The sequence below is a fragment of the Polaromonas sp. DSP2-3-2b2 genome (assembly GCF_049895905.1).
Taxonomy (GTDB): Bacteria; Pseudomonadota; Gammaproteobacteria; order Burkholderiales; family Burkholderiaceae_C; genus Polaromonas.
Genome location: NZ_JAFCTH010000036.1, coordinates 1 through 16106, shown reverse-complemented (window position 1 = coordinate 16106; position 16106 = coordinate 1). Strand labels below are relative to the sequence as shown.

The 16106-nt window shown below is 59.1% G+C and carries 14 protein-coding genes, 1 tRNA gene and 1 riboswitch; of the genes, 5 read left to right on the top strand and 10 right to left on the bottom strand.

Features of this window, described 5'->3' with window-relative positions:
* Positions 1-157: 157 nt before the first annotated feature.
* From thiM to thiD, 3 genes are read left to right on the top strand one after another with little or no spacing between them, the layout of a single operon-like run.
* Positions 158-988, top strand: coding sequence for a hydroxyethylthiazole kinase (gene thiM, locus ACP7AD_RS17805; RefSeq protein WP_426149077.1), 831 nt, complete (start codon positions 158-160; stop codon positions 986-988).
* Between the two features lie 15 nt (positions 989-1003).
* Positions 1004-1669: a thiamine phosphate synthase gene (thiE, locus tag ACP7AD_RS17800; protein ID WP_426149078.1), complete on the top strand. Its 666-nt coding sequence runs from the start codon at positions 1004-1006 to the stop codon at positions 1667-1669.
* Positions 1662-2519 carry a bifunctional hydroxymethylpyrimidine kinase/phosphomethylpyrimidine kinase gene (thiD, locus tag ACP7AD_RS17795; RefSeq protein ID WP_426149079.1) on the top strand — a complete coding sequence of 286 codons (858 nt, stop codon included), beginning with the start codon at positions 1662-1664 and terminating at the stop codon, positions 2517-2519. Before thiE ends, thiD begins: the two co-directional genes overlap by 8 nt.
* Here the strand turns inward: thiD and ACP7AD_RS17790 are convergent.
* From ACP7AD_RS17790 to ACP7AD_RS17750, 9 genes are all read right to left on the bottom strand, one after another.
* On the bottom strand, positions 2503-3807 hold the full coding sequence (locus ACP7AD_RS17790) for a purine-cytosine permease family protein (RefSeq protein ID WP_426149080.1): 1305 nt from the start codon (positions 3805-3807) through the stop codon (positions 2503-2505). The two genes, thiD and ACP7AD_RS17790, sit on opposite strands and share 17 nt — an antisense overlap.
* Positions 3808-3864: 57 nt before the next feature.
* Positions 3865-3977: riboswitch (TPP riboswitch) on the bottom strand.
* Between the two features lie 133 nt (positions 3978-4110).
* Positions 4111-5211: an NAD(P)/FAD-dependent oxidoreductase gene (locus ACP7AD_RS17785; RefSeq protein ID WP_426149081.1), complete on the bottom strand. Its 1101-nt coding sequence runs from the start codon at positions 5209-5211 to the stop codon at positions 4111-4113.
* 74 nt (positions 5212-5285) lie between these two features.
* Positions 5286-5615, bottom strand: coding sequence for a ferredoxin FdxA (gene fdxA, locus ACP7AD_RS17780; RefSeq protein WP_426149082.1), 330 nt, complete (start codon positions 5613-5615; stop codon positions 5286-5288).
* 174 nt (positions 5616-5789) lie between these two features.
* A complete protein-coding gene (locus tag ACP7AD_RS17775) occupies positions 5790-7103 on the bottom strand; it encodes a sulfate adenylyltransferase subunit 1 (RefSeq protein ID WP_426149083.1) in 1314 nt (437 codons plus the stop codon).
* On the bottom strand, positions 7103-8056 hold the full coding sequence (gene cysD, locus ACP7AD_RS17770) for a sulfate adenylyltransferase subunit CysD (RefSeq protein WP_426149084.1): 954 nt from the start codon (positions 8054-8056) through the stop codon (positions 7103-7105). The genes ACP7AD_RS17775 and cysD overlap by 1 nt, the downstream gene beginning before the upstream one ends.
* Complete coding sequence (locus ACP7AD_RS17765; RefSeq protein WP_426149085.1) at positions 8053-8850, bottom strand: phosphoadenylyl-sulfate reductase; 798 nt, start codon at positions 8848-8850, stop codon at positions 8053-8055. Before ACP7AD_RS17765 ends, cysD begins: the two co-directional genes overlap by 4 nt.
* Before the next feature lie 12 nt (positions 8851-8862).
* On the bottom strand, positions 8863-9261 hold the full coding sequence (locus tag ACP7AD_RS17760) for a DUF934 domain-containing protein (RefSeq protein WP_426149086.1): 399 nt from the start codon (positions 9259-9261) through the stop codon (positions 8863-8865).
* A gap of 38 nt (positions 9262-9299) precedes the next feature.
* Positions 9300-11108: a nitrite/sulfite reductase gene (locus tag ACP7AD_RS17755; protein WP_426149087.1), complete on the bottom strand. Its 1809-nt coding sequence runs from the start codon at positions 11106-11108 to the stop codon at positions 9300-9302.
* A gap of 40 nt (positions 11109-11148) precedes the next feature.
* On the bottom strand, positions 11149-11940 hold the full coding sequence (locus ACP7AD_RS17750; protein ID WP_426149088.1) for a sulfite exporter TauE/SafE family protein: 792 nt from the start codon (positions 11938-11940) through the stop codon (positions 11149-11151).
* 247 nt (positions 11941-12187) lie between these two features.
* Between ACP7AD_RS17750 and ACP7AD_RS17745 the strand changes: the two genes are divergently transcribed.
* Entirely contained in the window at positions 12188-13390 is a 1203-nt protein-coding gene (locus ACP7AD_RS17745; RefSeq protein WP_426149090.1) for an ABC transporter substrate-binding protein, read from the top strand.
* 150 nt (positions 13391-13540) lie between these two features.
* Here ACP7AD_RS17745 and serA read toward each other — a convergent pair whose 3' ends face one another.
* The gene (serA, locus tag ACP7AD_RS17740) at positions 13541-14770 is read right to left on the bottom strand and encodes a phosphoglycerate dehydrogenase (protein WP_426149089.1); all 1230 of its coding nucleotides are present in this window, start codon (positions 14768-14770) and stop codon (positions 13541-13543) included.
* A gap of 234 nt (positions 14771-15004) precedes the next feature.
* Between serA and ACP7AD_RS17735 the strand changes: the two genes are divergently transcribed.
* A tRNA-Asn gene (locus ACP7AD_RS17735) sits at positions 15005-15080 on the top strand.
* Positions 15081-16106 lie beyond the last annotated feature (1026 nt).

The following is a 16106-nucleotide window of genomic DNA, read 5'->3' as shown; positions in this document are numbered from 1 at the left end:
TAGTGCGGATTCCCGTGTGAAAGTAGGTCATCGTCAGGCTCTTATCCCGAACCAGCCCGGTTGATCGTCAGATCGACTGGGCTTTTTCTTTTGGTGGACATGCTTCTTTGCGGCCATTTGTAATAATTGCCAAATCCTTACTTTTATTGAACAGCGTATGACTGCTCTTTCTCCTCAAGATATTTGGAAAGACCTCAAAGCGGTTCGCGAAAACTCGCCTCTGATTCACTGCATTACCAACATGGTGGTGGCTAACTTCAACGCAAATACCTTGCTTGCAGTTGGAGCCTCACCGGTGATGTCCCATGCGCATGAAGAAGTTTGCGATATGGCCGGTATCGCACAAGCGCTGGTGTTAAATATTGGAACGTTGGATCCCTATTGGGTTCAAAGCATGAAGCTTGCACTGGCGACTGCCACGCAGCGAGGTATTCCTACGGTGCTTGACCCCGTGGGCGCGGGCGCTACACCCTATCGGAATCAAGCATTGGAGCTTTTGCTGGAGACGGCGTCACCAACGGTAATACGTGGCAACGGCTCTGAAATCATGAGTACTGCTGGAACTGTCATCAAAACCCGCGGTGTGGACAGCAGCACTACAGCCAATGATGCACTCAATGCGGCGCAGCTATTGGTGGCGCGTACCAAGGGCACTGTCTGTGTCAGTGGCGAAACGGATCATATTCTTGATGCACAACATCGCTGGGCTTGCTTGTCCAACGGTGATGCATGGATGACAAAAATTACTGGAGTGGGTTGTTCCGCTACTGCGCTGATCGGCACGTTTTGTGCCATTCAGCCTGATGCCTGGCGCGCTACAACTTCTGCAATGGCTTTTCTGGGTGTGGCGGGTGAAGTGGCTGCCGAGAAGTCAAAAGCTCGCGGGCTTGGGGTGGGCAGCATGGCCATCAGTCTGCTCGATGAGTTGCAATTGATGGATCAGCATACGTTTGAATCTCGCCTCAAGCTTCAGTTGGCTACCTGGTAACAGCTTGTCGATGAAATGTCACGGCTTAATTTCAACATCTTGAGGCTCTACCTAGTTACTGATCAGTCGCTGGCATATGGTCAATCATTGGCTGAAATTGTCGAGGCATCTGTTCAGGGCGGTGTCAGTTGCGTGCAGTTGCGTGAAAAAAAGCTGGGCAGTCGAGAATTCCTTGCGCAGGCCGTGATGCTGAAAAAACTGTTGGCGCCGTATGGCGTTCCGCTGGTGATTAACGACCGCATTGACATTGCCTTGGCTTGTGGTGCAGAAGGCGTGCATCTGGGCCAGAGCGATCTGCCGATTAATCAGGCGCGTCGATTGCTGCCGCCCAACGTTTTTATTGGCTGGTCAGTGGAGTCCATGAATGATGTGATCCAAAGTGCCATGCTGCCCGTTGATTATCTTGGCGTCAGCCCCATTTTTGCCACCCCTACCAAAATCGACACCAAGAACGCCTGGGGCCTTGAGGGGTTGTCCAGAGTACGCGCATCTACCAAATTGCCCTTAGTCGCGATTGGCGGCATCCATGCTGGCAATGCGCGTAATGTGCTGCGTGCAGGCGCCGACGGCCTTGCAGTCGTTAGCACACTGTGTTCTGCGGCCGACCCGCGTGCCACCGCTGCAACCCTGAGATGTGTGTGTGATGAAGAATTCAAATCACGAAAACAGACCTATGACTAAACAATCTGTCCAATATTCCTATGCGTTTGAATACCCGCGTGTCTTGTCCATCGCAGGTTCAGACAGCGGTGGGGGTGCCGGCATACAGGCCGATCTGAAAACCATCGGCGCTCTGGGTTGCTATGGCATGACCGCCATCACCGCCCTGACGGCTCAAAACACGCTGGGTGTACGGACCATTCATGGCGTTTCGCCGCAGATGCTCCGTGATCAGATTGATGCGGTGATTGAGGACATTGGAGCGCATGCCGTGAAAATTGGAATGCTGCATGCTCCTGAAATTGTGCTGACGGTGGCAGAGGCTATCGACCGTCATGCATTGCCAAAGGTTGTACTTGACCCGGTGATGGTGGCCACGAGCGGTGCCGTGCTGATCGACAACCCAGCCATCACCGTCCTGGTGCGCGAATTGTTTCCGCGCGCGCTCTTAATTACGCCCAATCTGGACGAAGCTTCATTGCTGGTCGGCAGGCCGCTGCACAACGAGAGCGATATGGATGCCGCAGCGCAAGAGATGCTCGCGATGGGCGCAAACACGGTATTGCTCAAGGGTGGCCATTTGTCGGGCGATTTGGTGTGTGATTTGCTGCTGACGAAAAATGGCACGGCACACTGGATGCGCGCATCGCGCATTCAGACCGGCAATACCCACGGCACCGGCTGCACGCTGTCTTCGGCCATTGCGGCGTATTTGGCGTTGGGCGCTGGTTTGCTTGAAGCGGTCGAGGCGGCACGCTTCTATGTGCGCGCTGCGCTGGCGGCCAGCGCAACAGTGCGCACAGGCGCAGGCAGTGGGCCACTGAATCACAGCCATGCACCGCTTGCCATGCAGCTTAAACCGCTGCGCTGACACCTGAATTGCTCGTCAGGCCTCGGCTAAACCGCGCCAGAAAAAACGTCAACGCCAGCGTCGGTAGGGCAGCACCCCAGTTAGGTGCCAGTTGCGCGCACAGGTGGTAGCAGGCAACGCCGAGCAGCCAGATCGCCACCGCGCTGGTGTTCATCCTGCGCTCCGTCATCAGCGACACCACGTTCGGCTGTCCAGCCAGACGCGCCAGAATGACGCCGTAGAGCGGAACAAACACCGAGCTGAGCATCAGCAAAAATGGCTCCAGGCTGTGCATCGGCAACAGCAGCGCCAATGCAGTGCACAACACGGCAAGCGCCATGCCCCAGCGTCGAACGCTCCAGCCGGGTTTCAAGCTGTGGCCCGCCACTGAACCCGAATAAAGGTCGCCATAGGCGTTGTCCACCTCGTCAATCAGGATCAGTCCAAGTGCGATGAGCCCGCCCTGCGCCAGCAGCAATGCCGCGACCAGGTCGGTGCTGGGCGTTGTGATCGCGACCAGCAAGCCCAGGCAATAACACCAGATATTGGCTACGGCATAGCCCAGCCAGGTACCGCGCAGCGCGCTGTTGCCATTGCGGCCGTGGCGCGCAAAGTCGGCCACCAGCGGCAACCAGGACACCGGCATGGCAATGACCAGATCGAGGGCTGACAAGGTGCTCATGCTGCCATCGCCGGTCCGATTCCAAATCCCGGGCAAGCCCTGCACACTGGCCTTGGACAAAAACTGCCAGCTCAGCCACAGCAGCGACGCAATGACCAGCGGCAGGCCATAACGGCCAATGAACTTGCGCACCAGCTTGACCATCGAGCCCGACAGCAGCGCCAGCAGCACGGCGCCCCAGAGGAGCGTCGCCAGCACGGGCCACAAGCTGGCGGTAAAGCCGCCCGCTTGCCGTGCTATCGCCACGGTGCCGTCGCGCATCACGACCAGCTCGAACGTGGTCCAGCCAATGAGCTGCACGATGTTGAGCAGCACGGGCAGGCGCGCAAAGCTGCTGCCGTATGTGGCATGCATCAGGCCGGCGCTGGACAAGCCGCTGTCGCAGCCGATCTTGGCTGTCCAGGCGAGCAAGCCTGCGCCCAGCACCGAGCCGCAGACGATCACCGTCAGCGCAGCCTGGGTTCCAAGTGCGGGCACAAGGTAGGCGCCGATCTGCATGACCAGCAGACCCACGCCAAGGCTGAGCCAGAGCGCAGCATGGTCGCGCCAGCCAAACAGGCGTTCGCTTGCAGGCAAAGGCGTCAGTGCGGTGTTACCGTCTGCAGATGAAAGAGAAGTAGAGGCCATCAGCAGTTCCATTCGTCAATGGCAGGGCAGCTTGCCGGACACCCAGGCCGAACGACGAGTGCCTAAAACATGCTTCCCTGCGCGAGGATTACCTCAATCAGGTTCAAAGGGACTTTCTCAGTCACCGAGCCCACCCTTGGGAAGATCAGGTAACACCCCTAGCGAAAGTGTTCTTGCAAACACAGCGCGAATTGTAAAAGGATTTTCTGTCCTGAAACTGTTGCGCCAAGGCGGCGGACACGCTGGGCGGCAATGAAAAAAGCCCGCATGAAGCGGGCTTGAAGAGAAGGGGTATAGAGCCTGTCAGTCGAAAACCGGCGACTCCACGCCGAGCACCTTGTGCAGTTTCGGGCTGGTGGTGGTGTATTGCAGGTGAATTTTCTTGTCCGGAAAGATAAAGGGCGCAGCGCCAAACGCAGCCAGCGCGCATTCATGAAAGCCGCTCAAAATCAGTTTTTTCTTGCCGGGATAGATGTTGATGTCGCCCACCGCAAAAATGCCTGGTACATTGGTCGAAAATTTCTCGGTGTCCACCTTGAGTTGCTTGCGCTCGATGTCCAGGCCCCAGTGGGCAATCGGCCCGAGCTTGGGTGACAGGCCAAAAAATACCAGCAGTACGTCGAGCGGCACAACACGCGTGATGCCGTCGGCGCCGGTGACTTTGGCGCCCGTCAACTGGCCGTCTTTTTCGTCGTAGCCCGTGACCTGGCCGACCAGGAACTGCATCTCGAAGGCATCGCAGAGCTCCCGCATTTTGGCGACACTGGCCGGTGCGGCCTTGAAGCCATCGCGGCGGTGAACCAGGATCACGCTCTCGGCCTTGTTCGGGCCGTCCTTGACGAAATTCAGCGCCCAATCCAGCGCCGAATCGCCGCCGCCGACGATCACCAGGTTTTTGCCGGCAAAGTCGGCCGGGTTCTTGACGCGGTAGAACAGCTGGCTCTCGTCAAACTTCTCGAGGCCATCAACGCGCAGCAGCTTGGGCTGAAAAGCGCCCACGCCAGCGGCAATGAAAATGGTCTTGGTCAGGAACTGCGTGCCTTTGGAGGTTTCGACAAAGAAACGGCCGTCTTCCTGCTTTTCAACCACACTGACTTCCTGGCCGAAATGAAAGGTCGCGCCAAACGGCTCGATCTGTTTGAGCAGGTTGTCGGTCAGTTCCTTGCCGGTACAGACCGGCACGGCCGGAATATCGTAAATCGGCTTGTCGGGGTAGAGTTCAATGCACTGGCCACCGGGGTAAGCCAGCGAATCGATCACATGCGCCTTGATCTCAAGCAGGCCCAGTTCAAACACTTGAAACAGGCCGACAGGCCCGGCACCGATGATGAGCGCATCGGTTTCGATGGGGCCGTCGTGCTGGGCGGCGGTGTTCATCACTTCTTGGTTCAGTTGAGGTTCCATGATTTCTTGGCTTGAATTTTTGAATGGCTCTGGGCCGTGGTTGGATGCAGCGATGCCCATCTGCAAGGTCTCGCTCAGCGCACCAGTTCAGACAGCTTGTTGGTCTTGTCTTTCCAGTCGTCGGCGTCCGGCAGTGCTTCCTTGCGCTTGGTGATGCTTTTCCAGCCGGGCGCATTGGTCAGGTCGGCATTGATCTTGATGAAATGCAGCTGGTCGGAAGGCAGATCTTCCTCGGCATAGATGGCGTTGACCGGGCATTCTGGAATGCACACGGCGCAGTCGATGCATTCGTCCGGATCGATCACCAGCATGTTCGGGCCTTCGCGGAAACAGTCCACAGGGCAAACGTCCACGCAATCGGTGTATTTGCAGCGGATGCAGGGGTCGGAAACGACGTGGGTCATGGTGTTATGGGCTGGTCGGTGAAAACCCTGAATTTTAAGGCAATGCCTGACAAATCCACTTGACTAAGCGCATACCTGTGGAAATCAACGGATTCCCCAGGCGCTGCGTCAACAGTCGAAGCGTGTCCAGCGATGCAAAAAAACCGGGTTGGGCGGGTTAAAAAAGGAGGGAACTTACAGAACCAGCGCGGCGCCGGACGTCTTGTGCGAGGCGGTATCGACCAGCACCAGCGAGCCCAGGATGCGCGAGCGCAGATAAGGCAGCGTCACCAGCGGTTCGTGAAAGCTCAGCTCGACATGGCCAATCGCGTTGGGCGGCAGTTCGCTGGCGTCTTCCTCGGCCAGCGTGTTGACATCGAGCTGGTGCACGATGCGCTTGATCCTGGCCTTGACCCAGCGGTGCCCCTGCAGCGCCCAGTAAATCCGGCCGGCGACCAGCGGCTCGTCATCCATCCAAGCCATCGTGACAGCGACTTCGCGCGAGGGCGTGAAGGTATCGGGCGCCAGCAGCCAGTCGCCGCGCGAGACATCGACCTCGCGGTCGAGCACGATGCCGGCGCTGTGCCCGGCCAGGACGGACTTGGGCTGGCGGGTATGGCCCAGCACCTGGGCGACGACGGCGGTTTGCCCGCTCGGCAGGATGGTCACGGTCTGGCCGGGCTGCACGCCGCCGGTGGCCACGCGGCCCCAGAAAATGCGCCGGCCCTGCGAGGTATCGGACGAGGATGAAAACTTTTCGACCCATTGCACCGGGAATGAAAAGGCTTCAGTGGTTTCTGCCGGCGTGCCCGGCAGGGTTTCGAGCAGTTCGAGCAGCGACAGGCCTTCGTAGCCGCACCAGCCGGGCTTGCCATCAACCACGTTGAAGCCTTTCAGGGCCGACACCGGCACGGTCGCGCGAACCGGGGTTTTGGCAGCCTCGGCAAACTTCGCCAGCGCACCGCTGATGTTGTTGAAGGCCAGGGTGGCGTCTTCGACCGCATCGAGCTTGTTCACGGCGAACACGATGGACGGCACGCGCAGCAGGTTGACCAGCAGCGAATGGCGGCGGGTTTGCTGCAGCAGCTCCATCGCCGGGTTTTTCCAGTCGAGCTTGGTGGCATCGACCAGCACCACGGCGGCGTCGGCGCTCGATGCGGCGGTGACCATGTTCCGGGTGTACTGCTCATGGCCAGGCGCATCGCCGATGATGAATTTGCGCTTTTCGGTGGCGAAGTAGCGGTAAGCGACGTCAATCGTGATGCCCTGCTCGCGTTCGGCCGACAGGCCGTCGGTCAGCAGCGCCAGGTCGGTAACGCCAGCGCGCTGCACGCCGGCCAGGTGATCGACCAGCACGGCTTTGGAGTCCACCAGCAGGCGGCCAATCAAGGTGCTCTTGCCGTCATCGACCGAGCCGCAGGTGATGAACTTCAGCGCTGATTTCAAGTCGTTTTGACCGTTTGCGCTTGCTGTATCTGCGCTGTCAGCTATCAAATCAATAGTAGTCATCAGAAGTACCCGTCTTTCTTGCGCTTTTCCATCGAAGCGTCTGAGGTTTTGTCGTCCATGCGTGTGGCGCCGCGTTCGCTCACGTCTGCCGCCAGCGTCTCGATCACGATCTCGGCAGCCGTCGCGGCCGTGCTGTCCACCGGGCAGGTGCAGGTGATGTCGCCGACGGTGCGAAAACGCACGGTTTTTTCAATCACTTCCTCGCCATCGCGTGCCGGCGTCAGCTCGGTGACCGGCACCAAGAGGCCCTTGCGTTCGACGATCTGGCGCTGGTGCGCGTAGTAGAGCGAGGGCAGTTCAATTTGCTCGCGCTCGATGTACTGCCACACGTCGAGTTCAGTCCAGTTGGAAATCGGGAACACGCGGAAATGCTCGCCGGGCTGGAGCCGGGTGTTGAACAGCGTCCACAACTCGGGCCGCTGGGCCTTGGGCTGCCACTGACCGAAGCTGTCGCGGTGCGAGAAGATGCGCTCTTTAGCTCTAGCTTTTTCTTCATCGCGCCGGGCGCCGCCAATCAGCGCATCAAAACGGAATTCATCGATGGCTTCCAGCAGCGTGACCGACTGGTGCACATTGCGCGACTCGCCGGGATGGGCCAAGCGCACGGTGCCGCGCTTCATCGAATCCTCGACATGGCGAACGATCAGTTCGGCACCGAGTTCCCTGGCGCGCGAATCACGGAAGTCGGTGACTTCATGGAAGTTGTGGCCGGTGTCAATCATCAACAGCGGAAACGGAATGCGGCCGATGCCAAAGGCTTTTTCAGCGCACTTGAGCATCACCAGCGAATCCTTGCCGCCCGAGAACAGCAGCGTCGGGCGCTCGAAGGCAGCGGCGACTTCACGCAGGATGAAGATGGTTTCTTCTTCCAGCGCATCGAGGTGGGAATTGCTGAGCTTGGCCAGCAACTGGGGTTCATTCGTCATGTTGGTCACGTTCAGGCGGGCGTTCATGCTTGGATTTCTCGGATGGGGATGATGCTCGAAAGCGGTTCGAACGCGGCGGGTTCTTGCGCTTCATGGGTGCCGTCGGCGGCCACATGCAGGCCGCATTCCTTGGCGCTTTCGTTTTCCCACCACCAGCGGCCGGAGCGGAAATCCTCGCCCAGCGTGACGGCGCGGGTGCAGGGCGCGCAGCCGATGCTGGGGAAGAACTGGTCGTGCAGCGGGTTGTAGGGAATGGCGTTGACAGAAATGCAGTGCCAGATGTCGCCCTGGGTCCATTCGACCAGCGGGTTGACCTTGGCGCGCTCGGGCTGCTGCTCGATGTCGTGCACTTCGGCCCTGGCGGCGGACTGCTCGCGGCGCAGGCCGGTCAGCCAGCCTTTCTTGCCGGCCAGCGCGCGCGCCAAAGGCTCCATCTTGCGGATGTGGCAGCACTGCTTGCGCAAGGCCAGGCTTTTGTACATGGCGTCCGAACCGTTGGCCTGTACGAAGATGTTGGCGGCATCAAGGTCAGGGCGGTAGACATCGACCTTGACCGGATAACGCTCCTCGATGCGGTCGATCAGCGCGACGGTCTCAAGGTGCAGCATGCCGGTGTCGAGCACAAAGATGCTGACGCCTGCGCTGTCGAAAAGCCCGGCTTCGTGCATCAAATGCGTGATGACCATGTCTTCGGCGCCCAGGCTGGACGCCTGCGTCAGCGGCGAAAACTCGGCGGCGGCAGTCTTGATCAGCTCCAGGCTGTGCACAAGCTTTTGCGCAAAGTCGGGCGACGGCTTGGCGTAAAGGGAAATGGCGCTCATGCTTTTTCCTTTTCAGGCCGTGGCGGCGGTGATGAAGTGGGGCTGGATATTCACCGCGTCGCCCTGGTATTTGCCGACTTGGTTGCCGGGGTAGGCGGCCAGCACGCGCTCGGCGATGGCCATGTCTTGGTCGGCGCGCAATACGGCCACGTCAAAGCCGCTGCGTTCCATCTGCGCCAGCTGGTCCACCAGCACATCGCCGGTAGCGCGAATTTCGCCCTTGAAGCCGAGCCGGCGGCGCAGCAAAAAGGCCTGGCTGAAGGCGCGGCCGTCGCTGAATTTGGGGAAATTCAGGTCGATGCGGTCCACGCCTTCAAGCGTCAACCCAAACGGATCGGCATCGTTCGCAAGTTGAGCAACATTTTGGTCTGTAGCGCCCGTGGTATCTGCGCTTGCAGCTATTAATTTCATAGTAACTCTCGGCTGGGTGAATTCAACAACATGGCGCTTCAGGCGGCGTTGGCTTCGGCGGCATCGCTTCGGCTGGCGCTGAAGCGCGCGCCGTTGGCGGCCAGCTTGAACGGCTCGGCCCCGACACGGCGCAGCGTGGCAATGAAGGTTTCGCGGCCTTCGCGCTGCTGGCGGTAGGTGTTGAGAACGGCTTCGATCACCTCGGGCACTTCTGCGGCCGAGAACGACGGGCCGACCGCCTTGCCGGCCAGCGCCGGGCCGGACAGGTTCGAGCCGTCCGAGCCGCCGAGCGACACCTGATACCACTCCTTGCCGTCCTTGTCCACGCCCAGGATGCCGATGTGGCCGCTGTGGTGGTGGCCGCAGGAGTTGATGCAGCCGCTGATGTGCAAGTCGATCGGGCCGATGTCGTGCAGCTCGTCCAGGTCCTGGTAGCGCTCGGTGATGGCTTCGGCAATTGGCAGCGAACGCGCATTGGCCAGCGAACAAAAATCGCCGCCGGGGCAGGCGATCATGTCGGTCAGCAGGTGGATGTTGGCCTTGGCAAAGCCGGCCTTGCGGGCGGCGCGCCACAGCGCGGGCAACTCGTCGGCGCGCACCCAGGGCAGCAGCAGGTTTTGCTCGTGCGTGACGCGGGCTTCGCCGGCGCTGAAACGGTCGGCCAGATCGGCGGCGATGTCGAGCTGGTCGGCGGTCGCGTCGCCCGGCGCCTGGCCCAGGCGCTTGAACGACAGGGTCACGGCGCGCAGATCGGGGTTCTGGTGTGGCGCCACGTTTTGCTGCAACCAGCGGCTGAAGGCGGTTTCTTCTTCAGCGGCGACGGGCTGCACGCCCTGCGGCGCGCTGTTCAGCACCGGCACCACAAAGCAGGCTGCCACGCGGTCGTATTCGGTCTGGGTGATGGTGTGCGGGCCGCCGTCGTGTTCCATGATCTGCCGGTATTCGGCTTCCACATCGTCGATGTACTTCTGGCCTTCGGCCTTGACCAGAATCTTGATGCGCGCCTTGTAGATGTTGTCGCGGCGGCCGTAGCGGTTGTACACGCGCACCACGGCTTCGAGGAAATTCATGATCTGGTTCCATTCCAGGAACTCGCGGATCACCGAGCCAATGATCGGCGTGCGGCCCATGCCGCCGCCGACCAGCACCTTGAAGCCCAGTTCGCCGGCTTCATTGCGCAGCAACTGCAGGCCCACGTCGTGCCAGCCGATGGCGGCGCGGTCTTCCTTCGCGCCGCTGATGGCGATCTTGAACTTGCGCGGCAAAAAGGCGAACTCGGGGTGCAGCGTGCTCCACTGGCGCATGATTTCGCCGAACGGGCGCGGGTCGGCAATCTCGTCCACCGCAATGCCGGCGCGCTCGTCGCTGGTGATGTTGCGTATGCAGTTGCCGCTGGTCTGGATGCCGTGCATGTTCACGCTGGCGAGCAGGTCCATCACGTCGGCCGATTTGTCCAGCGCAATCCAGTTGTACTGCACGTTCTGGCGCGTCGTGAAGTGGGCATAGCCCTTGGTCAGTTTGGAATGCACCGACGGACCGTTCTTCAGCGCAATGGCGCCCAGCTTGTCCTGGATGGCCTGCGCCGCTTCAAGCAAGGCCGGATCGGGCTGGTCAAAGTCGCGGGCAATTTTTGCCAGCACCCGCAGTTGCGCGCTGGACAGTTCGCCATAAGGCACGGCCACGCGCAGCATGGGCGCGTAACGCTGCACATACCAGCCGTTTTGCAGGCGCAGCGGCTTGAATTCATCTTCGGGCAACTGGCCGTTTTGCCAGCGCGTCAACTGGTCGCGGAACTGGCTGGCACGGGCTTTCACGAACTGGCGGTCAAATTCGGTGTATTGGTACATGGATGTTGAGGGTCAAATGAAAGTCGAAAGTCGTTGGAAATCAGATGGAAATGAGCTTCACGCCGGCGTAGGCCAGCAGCATCGACAGCAGCGAGCGGATGACGCGGTCTGGCGTTTTGCGCATCAGGTGCGAACCCAGCCAGATGCCCGGCAGCGATCCGGCCAGCAGCTTGAGCAGCAAAGGCCAGTCTACCGAGCCGATCGACGCATGGCCCAGGCCCGCCACCAGCGTCAGCGGCACGGCATGGGCAATGTCGGCCGCCACAATGCGCGGCAGGGGCAGTGTAGGGTAGAGCAGCATCAGCACGATCACGCCAATGGCGCCGGCGCCGACCGAGGTCAGCGTCACCAGCGCGCCAATGACCGCACCAAACACGATCGGCAAGGCCCAGTGGCGTGGGCGCGTGGCCTGTGCCAGCAGTTCGGGCGCAATGTGCATGGGAGGCGCCTTGCCGCGCAAGACCTTGTAAAACGTGGCGGTCGCCGTCAGCAGCAGCGCCAGTCCCAGCGTGGTCGTCATGATCGCCTGGGTCGCCGGATTGGCGGGGCCAAGGCGTTGCAAAAAATACAAGGTCGCCAGCGCGGCCGGAATGCTGCCCAGCGCGGTCTGTCCGACGATTTTCCAGTCCACGACTTTGGCGCGCGCCAGGCTGACCGTGCCGCCCATCTTGGTGAAGGCTGCAAACAGCAGGTCGGTGCCGATGGCCAGATGCGGCTTGACGCCGAAGACGAAAATCAGCAGCGGCGTCATCAGCGAGCCGCCGCCCACGCCGGTCAGGCCCACCACCAGGCCAACGACGAAGCCGGCGAATACAAAAGCAAAATCATGCATAAGGGCGAAAATGTAACCATGTTCTTTATGAATCCAAACTACAGTTTTGTACTTCCTATATTCGAATAAGCATATTTAGCTGCCTGCACGGTGCTTTGTAGGCATTTCAAAAGCGCAGCAGTTTTTCCGGCACGACACCGCGCACAGGCGGCAGGTCCGCTGTACAGTCTCATTTTTTCAGGAGGGCGACCGGCTTGCCCCCCTGAATGCGCGGATAGCCTTACTTTTGGAGAAAACCTTGAAATTCATGAAACCTGCGCTGCTCGGAGGCGTGTTGCTGGCAACAGCCCTTTGTGCGCATTCAGCCTCTGACCAGCCCATCAAGATTGGGGAAATCAATAGCTATTCGACGATTCCGCAGTTCACCCTGCCGTATCGCCAGGGCTGGCAACTCGCCATCGAGGAAATCAACGCCGCTGGCGGTCTGCTGGGCCGCAAGGTCGAGGTGATTGCTAGAGACGACGCCGGCAAGCCCGAAGAAGCGCTGCGCCACGCAATTGAACTGACCTCGCGCGAAAAGGTTGATGTGCTGGCCGGCGGCTATTTGTCCAACGTGGGGCTGGCACTGGCCGACCATGCGCAGAAAAACAAGCGACTCTACATCGCCAGCGAGCCACTGACCGACGCCATCGTCTGGGACAAGGGCAACCGCTACACCTTCCGCCTGCGCCCCAGCACCTACATGCAGGCCGCCATGCTGGTCGAGGAAGCGGCGAAAATGCCTGCCAAACGCTGGGCAACGATTGCTCCCAACTACGAATATGGCCAGAGCGCCGTCGCCAGCTTCAAGGAACTGCTCAAGGCCAAGCGGCCCGACGTGACATTTGTCGGCGAGCAATGGCCTGCGCTGGGCAAGCTTGAAGCCGGCACCAGCCTGCAAGCCACCATGCAAAGCAAGCCCGACGCGATTTTCAACGTAACCTTTGGCGCCGACCTGGCCAAGCTGGTGCGAGAAGGCAACCAGCGCGGCATTTTTCCCCGGGTGCCGGTGGTGTCGATGCTGTCCGGCGAGCCTGAATACCTCGATGTGCTGAAGGACGAAACGCCCAGGGGCTGGATCGTGACCGGCTACCCGTGGGACCAGATTGACTCGCGCGAGCACGCCAGCTTTGCCGCCAACTATTACCGCCGCTTTAACGAATACCCGAAGGTTGGTTCGGTCGTTGGTTATTCGACCATGCAGGCGATTTTTGCCGGCATCAAGAAAGCCAACTCGACGGACAATGAAAAGCTGGTTGTTGCGCTGCGCGGCCTGAAATTCAGCACGCCGTTCGGCCCGGCCGAATTTCGCGCCATCGACCATCAATCAACCATGGGCGCCTACGTCGGTAAGCTCGATCTGCGCGGCAACAAGGGCACGATGGTGAACTGGCGCTATGCCGACGGCAAGGCCTATCTGCCGAGCGATGCGTATGTGAAGGCACGCCGCCCGGCTGATGCCATGAAGTAATATCTGCTATTGAATAAATAGCTGCTCGCGCTTGCTGGAAATGCGCAAATGGCACTTTTTACTTAAAATTTTTCACACGGGACGCGACACCAGCGCCTTGGCCAGTCGCGCCTGCGCCGACTGGCCAAGGCGTAAGTCGGCGCGGGCTTTCTAGAAAAGAACGCGGCTGCGAATGGTTCCTGGAACAGTGGCCAGCTTGGCAAGCGCCATGTCGGAATACGCTGCATCAATGTCGATCACGACATAACCGACCGCTTCATTGGTCTGCAAATACTGCGCAGCGATGTTGATGTGGTTATCCGAAAACACCCGGTTGATTTCAGACAGCACGCCCGGCACATTGCGGTGAATATGCAGCACACGGTGTTTTCCGGGATGTGCAGGCAAAGCCACTTCCGGAAAGTTGACAGAAGATGTCGAGGTGCCGTTGTCGCTGTACTTCACGAGTTTTTCGGCTACTTCGATGCCAATATTGGCCTGCGCTTCCATCGTTGAGCCGCCAACGTGCGGCGTCAAAATGACATTGTCCAGGCCGCGCAAGGGTGATTCGAACATGTCCTTGTTACTGCGGGGTTCGACCGGAAAAACATCGATCGCGGCGCCCAGCAGTTTTTTCTGTCGCAGGGCGTTGGCCAGTGGCTCAATGTCGACCACCGTTCCGCGAGACGCGTTGATCAACACGCTGCCGGGTTTCATTTCGTCAATCTGGGCGGCGCCGATCATCCATTGCGTTGCCGGGGTTTCGGGAACATGCAGGGTCACGACGTCTGACTGCACCAGCAAATCTTTCAATTTGCCGACCTGCTGTGCATTGCCCAGAGGCAGTTTGGTCACCACATCAAAAAATACCACCCGCATGCCAAGTCCCTCGGCCAGCACCGAGAGTTGCGTGCCAATCGAGCCATAACCCACAATGCCCAATGTCTTGCCGCGAATCTCGTAAGCATTTTCTGCCGACTTGAGCCAGCCGCCCCGGTGCGCTGCCGCACTTTTTTCAGGCACGCCGCGCAGCAGCAAAATAGCCTCGGCCAGCACCAGTTCCGCCACCGAGCGGGTGTTGGAAAAGGGCGCATTGAATACGGCAATACCGCGCTCGCGTGCCGCTGTCAGATCGACCTGGTTAGTGCCAATACAAAAGCACCCGACTGCTGCAAGTTTTGACGCATGCGCAAACACATCTGCGGTCAGCTGCGTGCGCGACCGTATACCCACAAAATGGACATCTGCAATCTTGCGCTTGAGCTCGTCGTCAGGCAAAGCGCCCGCCACACTTTCAATCTGCGTGTAGCCCGCCGTTTTCAGCACATCTACGGCCGAAGGATGAATGCCTTCGAGCAGGAGAAATTTAATTTTGTTTTTATCAGTTGACGTTTTGAGCATAAAAAATTTCGCTTGTGTAATGGGTACGGACGACAGTATGAATCGTCATGCCGTCGTCGGCCTGTTTGTGCGCACTTGACCCCGGTAATTATGGGTTTGCTTCAAAGCCTTTCGTTCACTACCGGTGGGTTGCTGTTCCAGGATTGATTCAGCTGGCACGAGCGTAAAAACATTGTCCGAAATGCATGCCGCGTCAAAAGGCCTGAAATATGACGCTATAATTTGAGGCTAGATTCCTCAATAGCTCAGTTGGTAGAGCGCCGGACTGTTAATCCGTAGGTCCCTGGTTCGAGCCCAGGTTGAGGAGCCAGATAAGCCGCATAGGCATTAGAAACCCCGCTATCAAATTGGTAGTGGGGTTTTTTCTTGCCTGTCGCTTGTAGGCAATCTGTAGGCAAATTGCCCAAATGCAGAGCTGGCACCAGACGAAAGAAAACCCGAACGCGGCGGGCTTTGAATTCGCTTGATTGTTTTTCAATGACGGCGGCAACGTGAGTTTCAAACCCTTGCACAAACCTTGCGGTTCGGCTTTATCAGCCAGGGTGCAGCGGTGAACGCGCTTTGAATTGGTTGATTGTTTTTCAATGCCCGGCTGGGCACTTTTGGGCACTGTGCCGTAGTTCGCCTTTTTTAAAGGGCCGCGCTTTGAATTGGTTTGATTGTTTTCAAGATTCAAGCCGCGCCAGACAGGCGGCCAATCTCTGGTTTTCTGAGGTTTGTTTAACCAGCCTGCAACGTGAGTTTCCCCTAGCAGTCCAATATTAGGTTTTGTTAGGTTGCAACCTGAAGTTTTCTGAAGTCGCAATCTCAGGTTTTCTCAGGTCGCGGCCTTGTCATGCGGCCCGTGGTGCAGCGCCAGCGCCGAATTGATACCAGCCGTACCGGCTAGCCCTTCCGCATGGCTGTGCGCTCTGTTTGCCCGCTGTTACCCCGCTGTTATGAGCAAAGCCCAGACGCAACAAAGCCCGCTCAGTGGCGGGCCTTGGGCACTCCTTAATTTTCGGGAAAATCTCGGGCGTTGTGTCTAGGCTGGGTCTTTTGCTCCAGGCTGAATAAATCAATCATGGCAACCACTCCCGCCAATAACCGCCACCGTAACCGGTTACCGCCCCTCCTATAGGGGGGCCGGTTAATTTCGGTTACCGGAAACAACCGAAAAGGATGAAAACGGTTAATTTCGGTTATCAGTTCAACCATACCCAGCCTTCATTGCAACCTATCACCCCTTTGGAAACCAGCCCGGTAATTGCATCTCTGGCGCGGGTTGCACGTCGCCACGTCTCACACGTCAGGCGGCCAGCCCCAGCACTCACAGCGGCCTCAAGCTCGATACAGC